Origin of the sequence: Paenibacillus terrae (assembly GCF_005217525.1) — a bacterium.
Classification (GTDB): Bacteria; Bacillota; Bacilli; order Paenibacillales; family Paenibacillaceae; genus Paenibacillus; species Paenibacillus terrae_C.
This window is the reverse complement of record NZ_PNXQ01000016.1, coordinates 95,360-114,821: the sequence shown is the minus strand read 5'-3', so window position 1 is coordinate 114,821 and position 19,462 is coordinate 95,360. Positions and strand designations below refer to the sequence as shown.

General features: G+C 49.4%; 10 protein-coding genes. 5 read left to right on the top strand and 5 right to left on the bottom strand.

Annotated features, from left to right (window positions below):
- Positions 1 to 9: 9 nt before the first annotated feature.
- Positions 10 to 1,116, bottom strand: a complete 1,107-nt coding sequence (nadA, locus tag C1I60_RS18145; protein WP_137063006.1) for a quinolinate synthase NadA — start codon at positions 1,114 to 1,116, stop codon at positions 10 to 12.
- Positions 1,117 to 1,284: 168 nt separating this feature from the next.
- On the opposite strand from nadA, the gene C1I60_RS18140 reads away from it, so the two are divergent.
- Positions 1,285 to 2,439: an IscS subfamily cysteine desulfurase gene (locus tag C1I60_RS18140; protein ID WP_137063005.1), complete on the top strand. Its 1,155-nt coding sequence runs from the start codon at positions 1,285 to 1,287 to the stop codon at positions 2,437 to 2,439.
- Positions 2,436 to 2,975 carry a transcription repressor NadR gene (locus C1I60_RS18135; RefSeq protein WP_137063004.1) on the top strand — a complete coding sequence of 180 codons (540 nt, stop codon included), beginning with the start codon at positions 2,436 to 2,438 and terminating at the stop codon, positions 2,973 to 2,975. The genes C1I60_RS18140 and C1I60_RS18135 overlap by 4 nt, the downstream gene beginning before the upstream one ends.
- Before the next feature lie 146 nt (positions 2,976 to 3,121).
- Here C1I60_RS18135 and greA read toward each other — a convergent pair whose 3' ends face one another.
- Positions 3,122 to 3,601: a transcription elongation factor GreA gene (gene greA / locus C1I60_RS18130; RefSeq protein ID WP_137063003.1), complete on the bottom strand. Its 480-nt coding sequence runs from the start codon at positions 3,599 to 3,601 to the stop codon at positions 3,122 to 3,124.
- 276 nt (positions 3,602 to 3,877) lie between these two features.
- Between greA and C1I60_RS18125 the strand changes: the two genes are divergently transcribed.
- Positions 3,878 to 4,231, top strand: a complete 354-nt coding sequence (locus tag C1I60_RS18125) for a hypothetical protein (protein ID WP_137063002.1) — start codon at positions 3,878 to 3,880, stop codon at positions 4,229 to 4,231.
- A gap of 29 nt (positions 4,232 to 4,260) precedes the next feature.
- Positions 4,261 to 4,395, top strand: coding sequence for a hypothetical protein (locus C1I60_RS26220; RefSeq protein ID WP_263364531.1), 135 nt, complete (start codon positions 4,261 to 4,263; stop codon positions 4,393 to 4,395).
- An 86-nt stretch (positions 4,396 to 4,481) separates the two neighbouring features.
- Here C1I60_RS26220 and C1I60_RS18120 read toward each other — a convergent pair whose 3' ends face one another.
- On the bottom strand, positions 4,482 to 7,517 hold the full coding sequence (locus C1I60_RS18120) for a chitinase N-terminal domain-containing protein (RefSeq protein WP_137063001.1): 3,036 nt from the start codon (positions 7,515 to 7,517) through the stop codon (positions 4,482 to 4,484).
- 159 nt (positions 7,518 to 7,676) lie between these two features.
- Positions 7,677 to 9,578: a serine hydrolase domain-containing protein gene (locus tag C1I60_RS18115; protein WP_137063000.1), complete on the bottom strand. Its 1,902-nt coding sequence runs from the start codon at positions 9,576 to 9,578 to the stop codon at positions 7,677 to 7,679.
- A gap of 90 nt (positions 9,579 to 9,668) precedes the next feature.
- On the opposite strand from C1I60_RS18115, the gene C1I60_RS26215 reads away from it, so the two are divergent.
- The gene (locus C1I60_RS26215) at positions 9,669 to 9,803 is read left to right on the top strand and encodes a hypothetical protein (RefSeq protein WP_289306532.1); all 135 of its coding nucleotides are present in this window, start codon (positions 9,669 to 9,671) and stop codon (positions 9,801 to 9,803) included.
- Between the two features lie 39 nt (positions 9,804 to 9,842).
- Here the strand turns inward: C1I60_RS26215 and C1I60_RS18110 are convergent.
- On the bottom strand, positions 9,843 to 19,462 hold a 9,620-nt coding region (locus tag C1I60_RS18110; protein WP_252361769.1), incomplete at its 5' end, for a non-ribosomal peptide synthetase.

Genomic DNA, 19,462 nt, shown 5'->3' with positions numbered 1-19,462 from the left:
TTTCAAACCTTAAGGGATAGCAAGCATGCGGTTCAGGGCCAGCACAGCATCCTGCCTAACCTGATCGTTAACACGAATCACACCCACAGGCTCTCCACGGTCAATCTGCTCCATCGCCCACAGCAGATGGGGAAGATCAATCCGGTTCATCGTCAGGCAGGGACACATATCGGGATTGAGCGATTCAATTTGCTGTTCAGGGTACTGCTGCCGGATACGCTGCACGAGATTCATTTCCGTACCAACGGCCCATTTTGTCCCCGGCTCTGCCGCATGGATTGTGTCGATGATGAATTTCGTGGAGCCCGCGCAATCTGCAAGCTGAACAACCTCATAAGAGCATTCGGGATGAACAATGACCCGGATGTTTTCGTCACGCTCACGGATATGACGGATATTCTCGACTGTAAATTTTTCATGAACAGAGCAATGCCCTTTCCATAAAACAATTTTTACGGCTGCCGGGTCACGGTCCGTCTCCAGTTGATCGGTCATTGGATTCCACACCGCCATTTCATTCAGCGGAACTCCAAGATCATAAGCTGTGTTGCGGCCCAGGTGCTGATCCGGCAAAAACAAAATGCGTTCCTTCTGCTTCAGCGCCCAGTCCAGCACTTGCTTGGCATTCGAAGAGGTTACCGTAGCCCCGCCATGTCTCCCGACAAAAGCTTTAATTTCTGCCGTGGAATTCACATAGGTCAGTGGGATGATTGTGTCGCCTACCATCTCCTGCAAATGCTTCCAGGCCCGCTCTGTCTGCTCCATATTCGCCATATCTGCCATCGAGCAGCCTGCGCGCATATCCGGCAGCACGACCGTTTGCCGATCCGTAGTCAGCATATCCGCTGTTTCTGCCATAAAATGTACTCCACAAAACACAATAAATTCTGCTTCCTTATTTTGTGCCGCCATTTGGGCAAGCTGAAGGGAATCCCCTGTCATATCTGCAAACTGAATAACCTCATCCTTCTGATAGTGATGGCCCGGAATTAGCAGCTTTTGCCCCCATTTTTGCTTTAGCTGGGCGACACGCTGCTCCATATCAGCAACCGTCAGTGTCTTGTAGTACTCTGGCATGAGTCCACGATTTCCTTGTAAAACGTCAAGCATAGACATTTGAATCCCTCCATTATCTCTGTGGCTTGTCTGCCCGCCTTCCCAGTAATAGACAAGCGCTGTGTGTACATATATGTTTACAAGTGTCTTGACACTTATATTTACACATGCCTACAATAATCTCAAGGCTTTTTGGATGGAATTATTTTTCGCAGGGGGAGATTCGCCATGATTTATCTGGACTACGCCGCTTCTACACCGATGTGTGACGAAGCTTTGAATATGTATAACACATTAAATAAGGAAATGTTCGGAAATGCCAGCAGCCTTCATGATGCAGGCGGTCAAGCGGCTTATGCACTGGATTTTAGCAGACAACGGATCGCAGACATGATTGGAGGTCAAAAGGAAGGAGTTTATTTTACAACAGGGGGAACGGAGTCTAACATGCTGGCTGTACAGTCCATCCTGAACGGACTGCCACAGCATAAAAAGCACTGGATCATGAGCGCCCTGGAGCACCATTCGATGTACAACTTGGCTGCTTTGCTGGAGCGGCAGGGCTTTGAGCTGACCATTGTACAGCCGGACAAGGAAGGTCGAATCACCCGTGATATTCTCTTACCTTATCTCAGAGAAGACACCGGGCTTGTATCCATACAGCATGCCAACTCGGAAACCGGGCTTATTCAGGATCTTGCCACCTTGTCTCCCCTGCTACGGAAACGAGGGATTGTGCTGCACAGCGACGCAGTCCAGACCTTTGGGAACATTCCCATTGATGTAGCCGCCTTGGGGGTGGACGCCATCTCTATATCAAGCCATAAAGTGTATGGTCCCAAGGGTGTGGGGGCGGTATATCTCAGGCCGGGAACACCGTGGCGCCCTGTGTATCCTGATACACTGCATGAAAACGGCTTTCGCCCCGGAACGGTCAACGTTCCCGGCATTGCAGCGTTTGTTGCGGCAGCGGAAATGATGACCAAACAAATGGAGCTGCATCAGGAACGATATGCCACACTGAGACAGTATTTTTTCACCAAAATTCAGGAAAGATCAATTCCATTGCGTTTGGCCGCACAGGAAAACAATAAGATTGAGAGACTCAGTCATATACTGGGATGTTTTTTTCACGGTTATGAGGGACAATATGTTATGCTGGAATGTAACCGTAGCGGTGTCTGTATATCCACCGGAAGCGCCTGTTCTGCCGGACATCACGAGCCTTCACCTGCTTTACAGGCGCTTGGAGCATCCGGTCGGGAGGCATTGCAATTTATCCGTATTTCCTTCGGAAGAACAACAACCGCCGGGGATCTGGATGTGTTGGTGGATATTTTAACAGACCTGACAAGCAGACAAGAAAGGAGCTTATCCCGTTGACTGAACCTTTAAAACGGATGGGCACGGAACGCCGCGAACAGCTACTGCAGTGGCTTAAGAGTGAGTCCCCGCTGACCGGGAGCGAGCTGGCACGCAGGGCTTCCGTCTCCAGACAAGTAATCGTACAGGATATTTCCCTGTTAAAAGCTGGCCAAGAGCCTATTCTTGCAACGAGCCAAGGATATATTTATATGGAGCCTGCGGGTCAGGCCGCTCCCCCGGCCTCACGTATTATCGTGTGCAAGCACCGACCTGAACAGACAGAAGAAGAACTAAAGCTGATCGTCGACTATGGCGTAAGTGTACAGGATGTTATTGTGGAGCATCCCGTATACGGTGATCTGACTGCTCCGATTCGAGTAGGAACCCGCAAGGAAGTGGACGATTTTATCCGCAAAATCAGCTCCACCCAAGCGACTTATCTGTCCCAGCTGACCGGAGGTATTCACCTTCATACCTTGCATGCCCCTGATGAAGCTAAAATTAATGAAGCCTGTGCCGCATTGGAGAACGCTGGTTTTCTAATGACGGACTAGCTTGCAGTGTTATAGCAGATACTATGTAACCCCTGTCTCACATGTGGAGCGCACCCTGCGCTCCGGCGGGACGGCTATTGGCTTAAAAATGTGCTCATTAAAAAGTAAAAATCCCGGCCCCCTCATACAAGGGAATCGGGAACGGATTACGTCAGCTTAATTTCGAGCAGTTCGTATTTGATTACAGCCATGGGTGCATTCACATGAACGATACTGCCCACTTCTTTACCCAAAAGCTCCTTGCCTAGAGGGCTTTCGTAGGAGATTTTATTATCCAGCACGTCCGCCTCAGCAGGACTTACAATTTTGTACTCCATCTTCTCTGAAAATTCGATGTCATTCAGAATGACTGTCGATCCGATACTAACGGTTCTAAGATCCAAACTACTCTCATCTACGACCCGAGCTTTGGTCAGCATCTTCTCCAATATGAGAATCCGGGTTTCCATAAACGCTTGGTCATCCTTGGCTGAGTGATACTCACTATTTTCTTTCAAATCGCCGTAGCTGATCGCCAGCTTAAGCCGTTCGGCGAGTTCCTTGCGTTTTACGGTCTTCAGTTCCTTAAGCTCATCCTCCAGCTTGGTCAATCCCTCTTTAGTCAACAAAACTTCTTCATTCGACATATTTTATCTACAACTCCTATTTCAGCATTTTGCATCATTCGATTACCAACGCATTTAGCTTTCTTTATTGTAGTTTACTCTATATTGAGCCAACATGCGAAAAGAAATTACAGGGTGATAGGAGTCGGGTTCACCCAGACAGGGTTATTCTTACAGTAACCAACGCTTTCTGGTTCGCATATCATATGAATATAACGGCATTTTGAATGAGTACGTGCAGTTCCGTTGTCCTTGTCCCGCAATGGCAAGGACAACATATGGCGGGAGGAAGATTCAATGACTTCCTTAGGAAAGAATGGAAACCAAAATCGCAATCAAAAATCCAAATCATCCCCTAACCCCAACGGACAAAAGAAAAATGGGTTAAACAGTAACTCGGCTATCTTCTCCGCACTGCATGGAAAAAATGTGGAGGTCATCGTAGCAGCCCTGTTATTAACAGGAAAGCTACATGTCGATTCCGTTACTTTATACAGACAAGCAACGCTGCTTGTGGGATTAACGGGAAAATACAAAACATTAGCAGCAGACCCTTCCAATGTCGATAATATGGTGAAATTTTTAAATGATAACGGGAATATGACGCTGGATCAAGTGATGCAAGCCTTTCAAAAGAAAATGCAAAAGTAATATGCCGATTACGAAAGGGGTTATTTGTGGTGAGTGAGCTTGCGCCAAGTGAGTTTGATGGAGAGCATTTTGCAGAGTTTGTTATTATTACAATTCTGATTGTTTTATTCTTCTTTGGCTCTACCAATATAGAGAATCTCTCGACTCAACCAACCCAATCTTAAATGGGTCAACCCAAAGTTTCTGGCTGACCTAATAATACGAAAGAGCATCTATCGACACTTGAGAAGTCAATAGATGCTCTTACAATTTAACGGTCCTTCACTTGGACGATTATCGTTTTGCTAGAAGTTTCTCCTGATTCATTGACGAGCTCGGCCCGATACTCATAAGTGCCCGATTTGTGGCCTTGGATTTCTGTGACTGCACTTTGGGCCTGCGGCGTTTGGTTAGGCAGCTCTTGCGTGTCGATCAGCTCACCATTTTCATATAAATGGTATTGGGTCGCATTCGTGCCCCACCACATGTTCATAGCAACGGTGTAATTGCCGTCACCATCCCAGTTGTTGTGAGACAGTACCGGAATGCCGGGCGAAGCATCGGTCACTTCGACGGTTAACGGGTCGCTCACCGTTTTACCGGAAGCGTTGATCAGCTCAGCGGTGTACGTATAAGTGCCATTTGCCTTGCCCTTTACCGGGATGACTGCGTTCTGTGCCCCGGGGGAGGCGGATTTCAACGGTTGAGTCCCGATCAACTCGCCGTTTTCATACAGCTTGAGTTCGTCACCGTTCGTACCCCACCATAGATTCATAGTGATATTATAATCGCCGTCCTTCAATCCGGTATTCTGCCCGTTATCATGGGACAGTACAGGTTTGCCCGGCACTTCGCCTGCAACGGCTTTCCGGACTGTAACGGATACTGGATTGGATACGATGGTTTTACCTTCAAGGGTTACGCTGGCCGTAATTTCGGCGCTCCCCTCTTTTTCTGCCTTAATTTGTCCATACGTATCGAGGGTAACAGACTCCTGACTGCTGGCATACTGAACGGACGCATAACTTAAATCGGCTTGGCTGCCATCCGTGAGCGTACCACTGAGATGTGCTACTGCTGTATCTCCAACATTGAGAGCTGTTTGATCCAGTGAAAGCTTCACCTCTTGCAATGTCGCCCCTGCCTGAGCAGTAAAATCATCGAGACCACGAGGCTTTAACTGGTAATTCCCTTTGAAAATCGCTGAAATCCCCTTAATCTTCACTTGCTGTCCTTCTTGATATGGAAAAGAGGTCCGTGTTACACCTGTACGTGCATCCACACGCACATGGTGGCTTATCTCACCGGACACCGCATCAAATTCAAACGAACCGACGGGAGTCGCGTCTACTACATTACGAATAATGGCATGTGGAAGCTCAACCAACTGCCCTTGGTTAGCATCGCTTAGCTCGGTGATCTGTACAGCTTCTGGAAGCTGTCCTTCACCTGTTTTTTCAATAGCAACCGGATCGGTCAGCTCCAGCTCGCTGTTATACAGCGCCAAGGATGCCGTAATTTTCACCTGATCACCTTGGTGAAAACCGCTTTGGTTTTGATATACATAAATACCGCCGCTTTCATCCTGCATATAAAAGGCTTGCCCGCCATATGCACCCGGCTCGGTCGTCACCGTACCTGCCAGTGTAACCACTTTGCCAGCCGGGAGGCTACGTGCTTCTGCAACACGGATACGAGCCGGAACAGTATTCCCTTCATCTGGCAACGGCTGGGCCGGAACATCTGCCAGCACGACCGATTGGGTCAACAGGTTGCTGCCGTTTTGTCTCAGTCTAAGACTGGCTGAACCGCTGGTTCCAGGTTTGATCCGTACGGTGAGGTCTTTGTAGGCATGTCCCTTGCTGTCGGACTCTAGGCTGAATGCTCCGCTATAGCCGTACGAGGTCGGCCAGGTGCCATCCTGGTTTTGAATCTGGGCTACCTGATTGCCGCCCGCTACATAAATACCTGTGCTGAATCCACTAACCGTGGTATTCGGAGCCAGTTGGTCCGCAGTAATTCGAATTTGAAAAGGCTCTGCATTCGGCAGCTGATCCTGACGAACGATGCTGTAAACAGGCTGCGTACTGGCCGTAGAGCTGCCATAGGCTCCGGGCTTGTAGGTCTGCTGATCCCACCACTTGTAGCCTGCTGCGGGAGCGGACCAAGGCTCGGCTTGTGGCTCCGTCGAAGCCTGCGGCTCCTCAAAAGGCAGCAGTGCTGTCGGCTGATCAAGCTGCAAGCTTTTCACATCCGTCAGACTGGTGTAGTTCTCCTTCTTGGATAACCAATCGACGATATTAACCAGCAACACGGCATCATCTTGCTCCTTAAAGCCGTCATACGTCGTCTTCTTGGTTCCTGTCTCTTCGCGCAGATATTTTGGCGTCGCATCTTCAACAGGAGATGAGTCCCCCAGAAAGGCAGCTTTACCGAGTCCTACTTTGGATACGGCTGCATAGGGTCCTTCCGGTATGCCGCCTCCGTTATAGACGCCCTGATCTACCGCGTTGCCCCAAGCCTGATTGGTTTTAGGGAGATATACGATCCCCTTGGCTTTCGCCGGGTCGATAATCGCCAGTGTTGATCCTGCATGCATGGCGACATTGCTCACCCCAGCTGTAATGCCGAACGCCTGCGCAGGCTCTACAACTTGATTAGCGGTAATATCGCCTAATGCATTGTAGCGAAAACGCACGCCAAACTGGCTACCCAGCCAATCCGAGCTGACTACGCCCTGCATCGCTGCCGAGCTTCTTTCTTCCGCACTCATTCCCTTGGCTGGATCTTCCCATGCTCCACGACGGTAGCCGTTAATACTCTCCGATCCGTCCCAACGGTTCTTGTTGCGGTCCGCATTATAGTGATCTCCAATGAAGAAAATGCTGTTGCCTGCTTTGACATACTGCTCCATCGCAGCCTGTTCGCTTTGTTTGAAAGGAATATTCGGCTCTGCTGTCACAAATACATCATAATCCTTCAGATCATTGTAAGTAATCGGCGTAGATTTGCGAAGCTCATGTACATCATAGCCACGATTCGAGAGGGCCTGTCCAAAGTCTGAAAAACCTCCGTCAATGACCCAGTCTGCAGCGCCAGCTGTCTGTCCGTGTGTATTATCGAACAATACTTTTTTGCCAGCATTCTCATTGACCACCTTGGCGGCGATAAAAGGGGCCGAATCAGCCGGACCTTCCGCCGATGCAGGGTTTAGGCTGCTCACAGCACCAGCGTACAACGACAAAGTGAACACCATTGCAGTTGCGTATTTAAAGCTGCGGGATGCAAAAAGTCGAATGATTCCCAATTCCTATTCCTCCTGTTTATTAGTTTGCGTCCCCAGTTAATGGGGAACCAAGTATAAATTTTAGCATTCATTTATGTTCGGACATGCAAAGTTTTGTAAATTAGTTTCCATCTCTATTTGGAAAATGAATCTTGGATTCATGCAAAATACTTTGAATGTTTATGAATAATCAAAAGGGAGGAAATTCCAGTAAAAAAGATATACAGTATGCAACAATGTGAGTACCGCAAATAGGATTTTTCCAGCAGCCCGGAGTCTCCTTTCCCCTGTAACCAGCTTTGCACCATTCACGATCAATACCCATACGGCAATGAGAGCTGAAATGAGCGGTAACGTGCAAATTCCCCAGATATACCAGGCGGAATAGCCATACACAATCTGATTGTTACCATAGATGACCTGCACCCCGAGAAAAATCGAATTTAGTACCGCAATGAATGCAAGGTTGGACGAAATGTGATTATTCGTTTTACGGATAGTTCTCATCACATATCTTACGATCCAAATCAGCAAGGTCGTGATGAAAAATAAGGAGGCGGCAGCGTAGCTAATAAGCAGAGTCCAGGTACGGTGTAAAAATGCCGTCTGCTTCATGGTCTTACTATCTGGAGCAATCATCTTCCAGGTACCGTTTTCCTGGTACAGCAAAATTTTAAGCTGGCCCCCCTTTTCCACAAACAATCCATCACCTGCTGCTTGGAAAACTTTGTCTGTTGCTTCATTCCCATTTGGGTATTTTCCGTTAACAATTAACGTTCGATCATCTTGAATTCGCACAGTGTATGTAATGCTTCCCAGTATCCGAATCCATTTTCCCCAACCATGAACAGGGTTAGAATCAACCTGATATACACCCTCGATCTCTGGCGAAAGCTTCACTTGGGTGGAAGAGTGAGCTAGTGACTGCGAAACGGCCTGCGGCTCTGAGGGCAGCATTTGGGCTATCGCATTGATGACTTTTCCATGAAGCAGGGTGTCCGTGTCAGCTGAATTAATGATCACAAAAATACCGATCTTTTGGGACGGAATCAATACCATTTCAGAAATAAAATCATCAATTTCCCCGGTAGCCCACAGCGTAGGTACTCCTGTCTCCAAATGACCACGGAAAAATCCGTAGCCCACGCCATCCAGGCGTGCATCGACTGCAAATTGCTGCGCATGCATCATTTTTACTGTATGTGGCTGGAGCACCACTTTGCCCTCATACTTGCCTTGGTTTAAATGAGTGATCAGATAATGTGAAAACTCGTTGGGTGTGACGTTCAACGCTCCTGCTCCCGGCAGATTGATATACGACAAAGGCTGTTTCAAATACGCTCCATCCTTCCACTGATACGATTGGGCCAGTGCAGGATGATTTAACGGCAATTCCAGTGTCGCGCTGGGCATATTCATCGGCTGGAACAGATGTGTACGGAAGTAATCATTCAGTCCCTGACCGCTTACTTGCTCCACGATATTACCGATCAGACCGTAGGCGACATTGCTGTAATCATACTGAATTCCAGGTTTGCGGATGGGAGGCTGATTTTGAAAATACGTGCTGAGATACTGCTCTGTGGGTAAAACGCCTGCCCGAGTCGAGCTGTTAATGTCGTACAGCGCTTCATCCAATCCCGAGGTATGTGTCAAAAGCTGATGCAAATTGAAAGGCTGATTTTGGTATTGCGTTGTTTTATAGCTGTGGAGGTAGCGGTTCACGTCTTCATGCAAATCAAGCTTGTTTTGCTCAACCAACTGCATCGTGGCACTTGCACTAAATGATTTGGTTAGAGAGCCGACACGAACAATGGTCTTCGCTGGATTGAATGCCACTTTCCGCTCCAGATCTGCATATCCATAGCCCTTACTAAAAAGGATTTGGTTTCCTTGGGTCACGACGACCGCAGCCCCCGGAATATGCAATTTTTCCAATTCTGTACTCATGATATCGTCCACTGTTTTTTCCAATGAATCAGGTGTTAGGCTGTCTTTTGCCCATGCCGAAGCAATGAGCAGGTTCCAGAGAAACAGCGCTGCTAAAAATGTGGATAGGTAGCAAATGCCTTTATTCTTCATATTAAAGTACCATCCTTACGTATGAAGTTGATTTAATGATTTGAACCGTGCGGTGATTGCATAGCGAGCAGATATTTATACTCCATATATATGCCATCAGCATGGCGCTATGGAATCATCGCACTTCCCATCGCGGGAGTGCACATGATAGAGCGAATCCTGAGCGAATCACGTAAGCAGCAGGCTTCTTACATGTTCGATCAGGATTCATGGGTTACAGATTAAAAATTAGTGAACTCCAGTCAAACCATCGACCGTAGATTTTCAAGAATTATGATGTGCCATGTCTTTGTCCATGTTCCGGGTTATGTTTTGTATTGCGGAACGGATACTTTTTACATTTTCCTCGATAAATCCGGGTTCCAGCAGTTCATAATGATTGCCAATCAAGCTATGCTCTTCATAGCTTCCTTGTGTAGCGTCTTTCCATAAAAGTCGATTGTCTCCAGTTCCCCTAACTGTTTCCGATCCGACAGCAACAAAGCCGTGAATATTCGCCCGAACCGTCTCTGTATTCAGGAGATGGTTACCATACACCGCGTAAGCGATCATTTTACGCTGGTACGTTTCATTCAACAGCTCACGGTAGGATTCGGGAACCTGTTCCAGCATGGCATGAATTTCATGCTCTGTTTCTTCGACTGTGAAGGACAGGGCTTCCGTCCTTTTGACCGAATCGAGCATCAAAATGTCGGATACAGCATGACCTTGACGCTCCAGTGTGTCGGCAACCTTATGCGCCAGATTACCGCCTATGGAATAACCAAGCAGCACATACGGACCTTGCGCTTGTGTGCTGACGATCAAATCAACATATCGTGCCAACATTTCCTGCTCATCCGCAGCATCATCTACGAACTCCAATCCATACACGACTGCGTCCTGATCCAGTTGTTTCGCAAGCTCCGCGAACGACAGCCCGTATCCAAGCATAGGCGGAAAGCAGAAGATGGAGAAAGGACCGTGTTCATTCAACCGAATGATTGGACTATCTGCCTTGGATTGCAAATCCGATTTCAATAATGCGAGCGCCTGCTCTTCTATGGTCGGGAACTCCAGAACACTGCGGATTGGAAGCTCGATGTCTGTGGCAAGGTGGACTTTGCGTACAAGCTCCAGCACTTTCAAGGAATGTCCCCCCAACGTGAAAAAGTCATCGTGGATACCCACTTGCGGGATTTCGAGCACTTCCTGCCAAATGGCTGCCAGCAACTGCTCCACATCGGTTCGCGGTGCGACATATTCTATGCCCGTGTGCAGCGCTTTGTCCGGCACAGGTAAAGCTTTGCGGTCGATTTTGCCGTTTGTCGTCAGCGGTAACCGATCCAGCTGTACGAATGCGGATGGAATCATATAGTTCGGCAGACTGGCCGACATCACAGCTCGAATCTCACGGATGGTCAGCTGTTCATCGGCAGTGAAGTAAGCACATAATTGCTGCTGGCCTGTTCCATCCCGTAAAGCGATGACAACGCTATCCCGCACGGACGGTACATTTGCCAGCCGCGCCTCCACCTCGCCAAGCTCAATCCGGTAACCGCGAATTTTAACCTGTTGATCAATCCGTCCGGCGTATTCCAGCATGCCGTCTTCACGCCAGCGAACAAGGTCTCCGGTACAGTACAGGCGATCTCCGTCCACCCACGGGTTAGCAAGAAATCTCTCAGCCGTCAGCTCAGGACGGTTCAGATAACCGCGTGCAACTCCGTCTCCGCCGACAACCAGCTCACCCCAGGCTCCGACCGGCTGCAGGTTAAATGACTTATCCACAACATACGCCGTCGAATTGCGGATGGGACGTCCGATCGGCACAGAATCCAGCTGTTCTTCCGTAATGTGATACGTCGTCGAAAAGGTTGTATTTTCCGTTGGCCCATAGCCGTTAATGATGTTCATGTCCGGATTATCACGCAGGACCCGGTTAATATGGGGCGCAGACAAAACATCACCACCAACCAGCAAATACTTCACATCGCCGAAAAGCTTACTGTCCTGCTGCGAAAGCTGATTAAATAACGGTGTAGTCAGCCACATCATCGTGATGCGATGATCCCGTATCGTCTCCTTGAGCTTGGACGCGTCCAGAAGATCATCCTTATGCACGAGTACAAGCTGACCGCCGTTCAGCAGCGCGCCCCAAATTTCAAACGTAGACACATCGAATACAAACGCGCAAGTCTGCAGCATGCGGATCGATTCATCAAATGGTACATAATCCGTATTGCGGACCAAGCGCACGACACTTTGATGCTCAACAACGACGCCTTTAGGCTTGCCTGTGGAGCCTGAGGTATAAATGACATAAGCGGCATGATGGCCCGCTTCATCCATCCCCAGATTGGAATGATCCGTACTGTAGGACGTATCATCATTCAGATTGACAATCTGTCCGTCAAAATAGCAACGATCCAGTAAATCCTGCTGTGCCAGCAGCAGCTTGGCTCCCGAGTCCTCCAGCATATAACGGATACGGTCCTCCGGATATTGAGGGTCTACCGGCACATACGCGCCTCCAGCCTTCAAAATAGCGAGTGTTCCAGTGATCATATCCAGCGAGCGCTCCGTCAAAATGCCAACAGGTTCGTCGGGCTTCACCCCTGCATCCCGCAGCGTATGCGCTAATCGGTTGGCTGTTTCATTGAGCTCCCGATAGGTCAATGATTGATGACCCAAAGCTACGGCAATATGATCCGGCGTGCGCTCAGCCTGCTCCTCAAACAATTTTTGGATCGTCTGATTCCGTGGATATGCAGAGGCAGTGTCATTAAACTCTCCTGTAATCTGTTGTTTTTCCGCCGCTGTAACCAGTTCCAGCTCTTCTACGCAAACACTCGGGTTCAGCAAAATTTGCTCCAGCAGATTCACAAAATGTCCATGCAGACGCTCAATGTCTGTCTGATCAAAGCTTAACGCGTTATACATAAAACGAATCTTTATGCATTCTCCCGGCATAACGACGAGGTTCAGATCGTAGTTGGTCTGCTCTGCAGCCACCACGTTGGAAATCGGGAATGCATCCCGCCCGTCACTTCCCAGCTCCTCGACCTGCTCCTCCACCGGGTAATTTTCAAACACCATAATATGGTTAATCAGATCCTGCTTCTGGTCGGTCAATGCCTGAATTTCAAACAATGGATACGTATCATACGCATGCGAAGCCAGCGCCTGCTCCTGCATTTTCTTCATCACTTCTGCAAAAGATTCCCCTGCCTCGCAGCGGATGCGAACGGGAATGGTATTAATGAACAAACCGATAATATCCTCAACCCCGATAATATCCGATGGACGACCTGAGACAACACTGCCAAATACAACATCATTGTGGTTGTTATATTTTTGCAGCACAATCCCCCATACGGTTTGTAATAACGTATTCATGGTTACCTGGTATCGCTTAGCCGTTTCCTCCACCCGGAGGGTCAGCTCACGCTCCAAATCCGTCGCCCAATCGCTGGCCGTGTAGCCTTCACTCTTGCGACCGGATTTTATAGCTGGTAGTGCTGTTTGCTGCTCATACCCGGATAAATAGCTGCTCCAGTAGTCGGCTGCCGCCTTGCCATCCTGTGCTTCCAGCCATTCAATAAAGCTGCTGTACGGCACTGCCGGTGCCAGCTCTGGCACTCTGCCCTCCTGAAGTGCTGCATAGCTTTCAAACACTTCTTTATTTATAAGGGACAGACACCAGCCGTCCATGACGATATGATGGAAGCTCCATACAAAATGATAGCTGTCTTCTCCGGTACGTAAAATCGCTACACGCAGCAGGACATCCCGACGCAGATCAAAGCCCCGTGCTCTATCCTCCAACTCGAAGTTTTTCACCCAGGTATCCCTTGTATCCACATCCAGCTTGTGTAAATCCTCATATTGAAAGCCGCAATCCCGACTTCGATACACTACCTGCAACGGCTCCGTATCCCGGCCAAAATAAAAATGTGTACGCAGCGCCTCATGTCTCCGAACCAGAATATTCAGACTTTCTGCAAAAGCCTGAATGTCCATCCGACCTCGCATATCATAAGAAACCTGCTCAAAATACGCGTCATTCGCGGCTGCTTGACTATCCAGCTGGCTGTGAAACAGCATCCCTTTTTGCATCGGGGTCAGTGCATATACATTGTCAACCTCACCCGCAGCACCCATTTCAGATAACAGGCTGTCCAAGCCCTCCACACTCATTCCTTTATAGGAAATATCACTTGGGGTCAGCTCCGGCTGTTCTTTATGAATGCAATGCGTCAAAATTTCACGCAGGCTCGATTCCAGCAATTTCGCCAACCGCTCTATCGTCTCTGGTCGATAGCTGGTACGGCTATAGCTAATCGTCAGACCCAGCTGACCACCCGAAATGATGCCGCCAAAATCCAGCGTATACGTCCGAGCCATGGTCGGGCTTAGTGGCATGCCCCCACTGTAAGGGGATGACTCCAGATCATTTCCTTTCATATCCTGATCGAATTGTCCCAAATAGTTAAAGCTTATTTCTGGATCTGCCTCAAATAAGGCTGGAGATGTTACCTGCTCCTGGTGATCAGCTACATATTTCAGTACACCGTAGCCAATCCCTTTTTTCGGGATGCCGCGCAGTCCTTCCTTCACATGCTTAATCCGTTGCGAAAGAGTAATTTCTTGCGGCATATTAAGCAAAACAGGATATTGGCTTGTAAACCACCCAATTGTTCGGGTAATGTCTACCTCAGGTAAAATAGCTTCGCGTCCATGCCCTTCCAGATTTATCAGGAAACGCTCATTTCCGCTCCAAGCTTGCAATGCCATCCCTACCGCTGTCAGCAACAGATCGTTAACCTCCGTGTGGTAGGCACGATTGGCCTGCTTGAGCAGTTGCTCTGTCTCCGCACTAGTCCATACAGCGGTAACCGACTCACTGTCACCAATCAACGGATTTTTGTGCTCATGATGCCCGTAATCCTGCGGCAAGGGAGCCAGCTCGGCTTGTGCAAGCTCCTCCCAGTACGAGCGCTCACGTTCCATGGCTGGGCTATTGGCATAAGCGTACAGCTGCTGGGCCCACGTTTGGAACGAATCCGTTTTATGAGGCAACTGAATCACCGGTTCCCCCTTGGAGGCCTGATCATAAGCAGTTGCCAAATCCTCGAATAAAATGCGCCAGGATACCCCGTCCACCACCAAATGGTGAATCGCGACCAGCAGATGATCTCCATCCGGGCAACGGAACAGCCCCAGCCTCATGAGCGGCCCTTCGCTTAGGGAAATGCTGGATTGAATTTCATTGCAATTGGCTTCAACCATCTTCGCCAAATCGCCCTCGTTTACTTTGCTGTCCCTATAATCAAAGATTTCCAGATGGTATGGTTCGCCTTCCTCTATACCACGATTCCATGCCGTATACCCGTTCTCCGACGAACGAAAAACCATACGCAATGCATCATGGTGCGATGTAATCTGGTTGAGTGCCTGCCGAAGTGCCTGTTCATCGTAGCCTTCTTGTCGATAAAGCATGACAGATTGGTTAAAATAGTGCGGCTCTGCCGTTGACTGTTCAAAAAACCAGCGCTGAATCGGTGTAAGCAAAACAGAACCTGTAACCTCTCCCTGCTCTGCTATTCGGTTAACAGGCTGAATAAATTTGCTTAGTCCCGCAATCGTCGGGTATTTGAACAAGTCCTTCATTTCCAGCTTGTATCCAGCCTGAAACAATCGGGACGATACTTGAATGGCCTTGATGGAGTCGCCACCCAGATGGAAAAAGTTATCCTGTATGCCCACTCGCTTAATCCCAAGAATTGCCCCCCAGGCGGTAGCCAGTGCTTGCTGAACATCCGTCTCGGGTGCCACATAATCCATGCCTGTATCGACGTTTTGCTCCGGTGCAGGCAGGGCCCTGCGGTCTACTTTACCATTCAGCGTCAAAGGCAGTTTGGAAAGCTGCACAAAGTAGGAAGGCACCATATAGCCAGGCAGATCCTGCGACAAAATGTTACGTAAGTCGCTGGCGCTCAATTCGCTGTCTGTTACAAAATACGCACACAGCTGTTTTTGCCCGTTATCGTCCTGCCGTACGGTAACAATTGATTCCTTCACCCCTGCAATCGTGGACAAACGGGTTTCTATTTCACCCAGCTCAATGCGGTAGCCCCGAATTTTGACCTGCTCATCCATTCTTCCCTTGTACTCCAACACGCCATCTGCGCGCCAACGTACTAAATCGCCTGTACGATAGCAGTGCTCCCCGGGCCGGAACGGACTTTCTATAAACTTTTCTGCCGTGAGCTCCGGGCGATTCAGATATCCACGTCCCACACCGTCACCACCGACGATCAACTCCCCCCAGGCTCCGATTGGCTGCAGCTTCAATGAACGATTGACCACATATGTGGTTGAATGATCAATCGGACGCCCAATGGGAATAGCTTGGGTTTGCGGTTCTGTAATGTCATATATGGTGGAAAAGGTAGTGTTCTCCGTCGGCCCATAAATATTGGCCAAACGAAGCTGCGGGTGCTCCTTCAGCACACGATTGACGTGTGGTATGGACAACACATCACCACCCACAAGCAATTCTTTAAGGGAGGCAAACACTCCAATAGCTTCCTGTGAATGCTGATTGAATAAAGCTGTGGTCATGAACATGGTACTAATACGATACTTATCAATCGCCTGTTTGAGCTTGGCGGCGTCCAAGATAGTGTCATGGCTTACCACATACAGTTGACCCCCATTCAGCAGCGTACCCCAGATTTCAAACGTGGAGGCATCGAACACAACTGCACCCATTTGCAGCATACGCGTATGCTCGTCAAGCGAGGCATAGCTTTTGTTTTTCACCAAACGCACGACATTGCTGTGATCGATCATCACGCCCTTCGGCATGCCTGTCGTACCAGAGGTATAGATCACATATGCAAGATCCGAGGATAATCCCTCCATTGGAATAGCAGCAGATTCATCCACATGAGCGTAACATTCAGATTCACTACTCCATCGTTGTTCATCACTCAAATCTATGATCGGAATGCCTGGTTCAAAAGGAACCTGCTCACGTCGCTGTGACAGTAACAGCCTAGCACTGGAATCCTCCAGTAAATAACGGATACGCTCCTCAGGATATTCGGGATCAATGGGAACGTAAGCTCCCCCGGCTTTTAAAATGGCCAGCATGCCGACGATCATTTCAATGGAGCGCTCCGCCATAATCCCTACTCGCTGTATCTCTGGCTCGGAACCGCGCCGTATCCCATGGGAAGCGAGTATACGTGCCAGACGGTCGGAGCGCTCCTTCAGTTCGCGGTAGGTGAGTTGTGTGTCCGCGAAGGTGACGGCCAGCCGATCCGGTGATTGTGCTGCCTGTTCCTCGAACAGCCCATGCAGGACTTGATCACGTGGATACGGATAGTCTGCTACTGTATCGTTGAATTGCATTAGAATCTGCTCTTTTTCTTGGGACGAAACCATTTCAATAGCCGAAAGAGCGATATCCGGCTGTTCTATCACCGCATGGATAAGCTGTTGCAAATGTACAGCCAGTCGTTCGATGGTTTCCCGTTTGTACAGCCGGGTTCCGTATTGAAGACCGCAGGCAATTTGCTTCCCATCCTCCATCGCGAACAGACTCAAATCAAATTTTGCGGTATTTTGTTCACTCGGATAGGGTGTCAATTGCAAGCCTTCCAGTTGCTGCTCCTTTTGCTCCAAATTTTGCAGAGCAAACATGGTATCAAATAACGGATTACGGCTTAAATCTCGATCCACGCCCAGCTTGTCCACCAGCTCTTCAAACGGATAATCCTGATGTTCAAATGCCTTCAGCGCGTTTTCCTTGACCTCCAATACATAATCGCGGAAGGTCTTACTACCTTCCGGAACATTGCGGATTGCCAGTGTATTCACAAACATCCCGATCAGGCTACCAAGATCCGCATGGGGCCGCCCCGCAATCGGCGAACCGACAATAATATCCTCCTGCCCGCTGTAGTGGCTAAGCAAAGACGTATACGCAGCCAATAGCACCATATATAATGTCGATTCCGTCTGTACCGCAATGCTTTTTAAACCTTCGCTCTGCTGTTGATCGAGCGTAAATTCCAGCACATCTCCTTCAAAGCTTCTCACCGCCGGACGTGGATAATCGGTCGGTATATCCAGCACGGGCAGCTCTCCCGCGAAGGTATTCAGCCAGTAGCTTTCCTGCTCCCGGTAGCGTTCACTTTGCTGCTGCTCCTGTTGCCAGGCGGCATAGTCCTTATACTGAATGCGCAACGGTGGCAGCGTGTCACCTGTATATAAACGGATGAAGTCCTGAATCAGCACATTTATAGACGTACCGTCCGAAATGATGTGATGCATATCCAGCAGTAAAATATAATGCTCTGGTTCTGTTTCAATCAAACCGGCTCGGAATAGCGGAGCCTGTCCAAGATCGAACGGCTGGACAAAGCCGCGTACCAGTTCATCCGTCTCCTTAGGGTCAGCGCCGTGGGCATGAATCAACTCCATGCGAAAAGGAACCTCGTCATGTACTCGCTGGACAGGTTCACCGTTCATGGTCTCAAAGCTGGTACGCAATGTTTCATGGCGGTCAATAAGCTGGCGGAACGCATTGTCCAGTGCCTTATGATCAAGTGAACCTGTCAGTGTCAGAGCACCAGGGATGTTATAGCTAATTCCCGCTCCATCAAGCTGATTGAGGATATACATTCGTTTTTGTGCCGAGGATACCGCATAAAATGGCTTATTCTCCGTAACAGGTATGGATTCAAAGGCGGTTTGCTCCAGCGCTTCAATCACCTGCGCAAGCTGTTCAATCGTCGGGTGCTGGAACAGGTCCTTTAGCTGCACATTTTTATGCAATTCCTTATGAATCAGCGATATGACATGTGTCGCCCGCAGGGAGTGCCCTCCAGCTTCAAAAAAGTTATCCTTAATCCCGATGCGCTCAAGCTCCAGCACATCTTTCCAGATACTCGCCAGTTGTACTTGTAATTGATTTTGAGGAGGTACATATTCTGTGCCTGAGCTTATACTTCCCTCCGGCTGTGGCAACGCCCGCCGATCCACCTTGCCGTTGGGCGTCAGTGGCAATTGCTCCAGCTGTACAAAATACGACGGCACCATGTAGCCCGGCAACTCCTGGCTCAAAGCGCTGCGCAACTCGCTTGCCGTTACATCCTCATGGGTCACCACATAAGCGCAGAGCTGCTTTTGCCCCTGCTCATCCTCTCGTGCAATTACGACCGCTTCTCGCACCGCCTCCAGCTTCAACAGCTGTGCTTCCACCTCGCCCAGCTCGATCCGATACCCACGGATTTTCACCTGGGCGTCGATCCGTCCCTTGTATTCCAGCGTCCCGTCCGCATTCCAGCGCACCAGGTCGCCTGTGCGATAGCACCGTTCTCCGCTGCGGAACGGACTGTCGATGAACTTTTCTGCCGTCAGGTCCGGGCGGTTGCGGTATCCACGTGCCACCCCGTCACCGCCGACGATCAGCTCTCCCCATGCTCCGACAGGCTGGAGCTGCATCGAACGATCCACGACATACGCCGTTGAGTTATGGATCGGGCTGCCAATCGGCACCGATTCGGCTTGCACGCCAGTAATCGCATGTGTTGTGGAAAAGGTTGTGTTTTCCGTCGGGCCGTAGCCATTGATGATCCGAAGAGTCGGATGGGCCTCCAGCACCCGGTTAATATGCGGGACGGACAGCACATCACCGCCAACCAGCAGCTCACGGATTCCCCCGAACAGCTCCAGGTCCTGCTGGGACAGCTGGTTAAAGAGCGGCGCGGTCAGCCACATCGTCGTAATGCCATGGCTGCGAACAGCTTCCTTGAGCTTCGGCGCGTCCAAAATGACATCCTGACTCACCAGCACCAGCTGTCCACCGTTCAATAGCGCACCCCAAATTT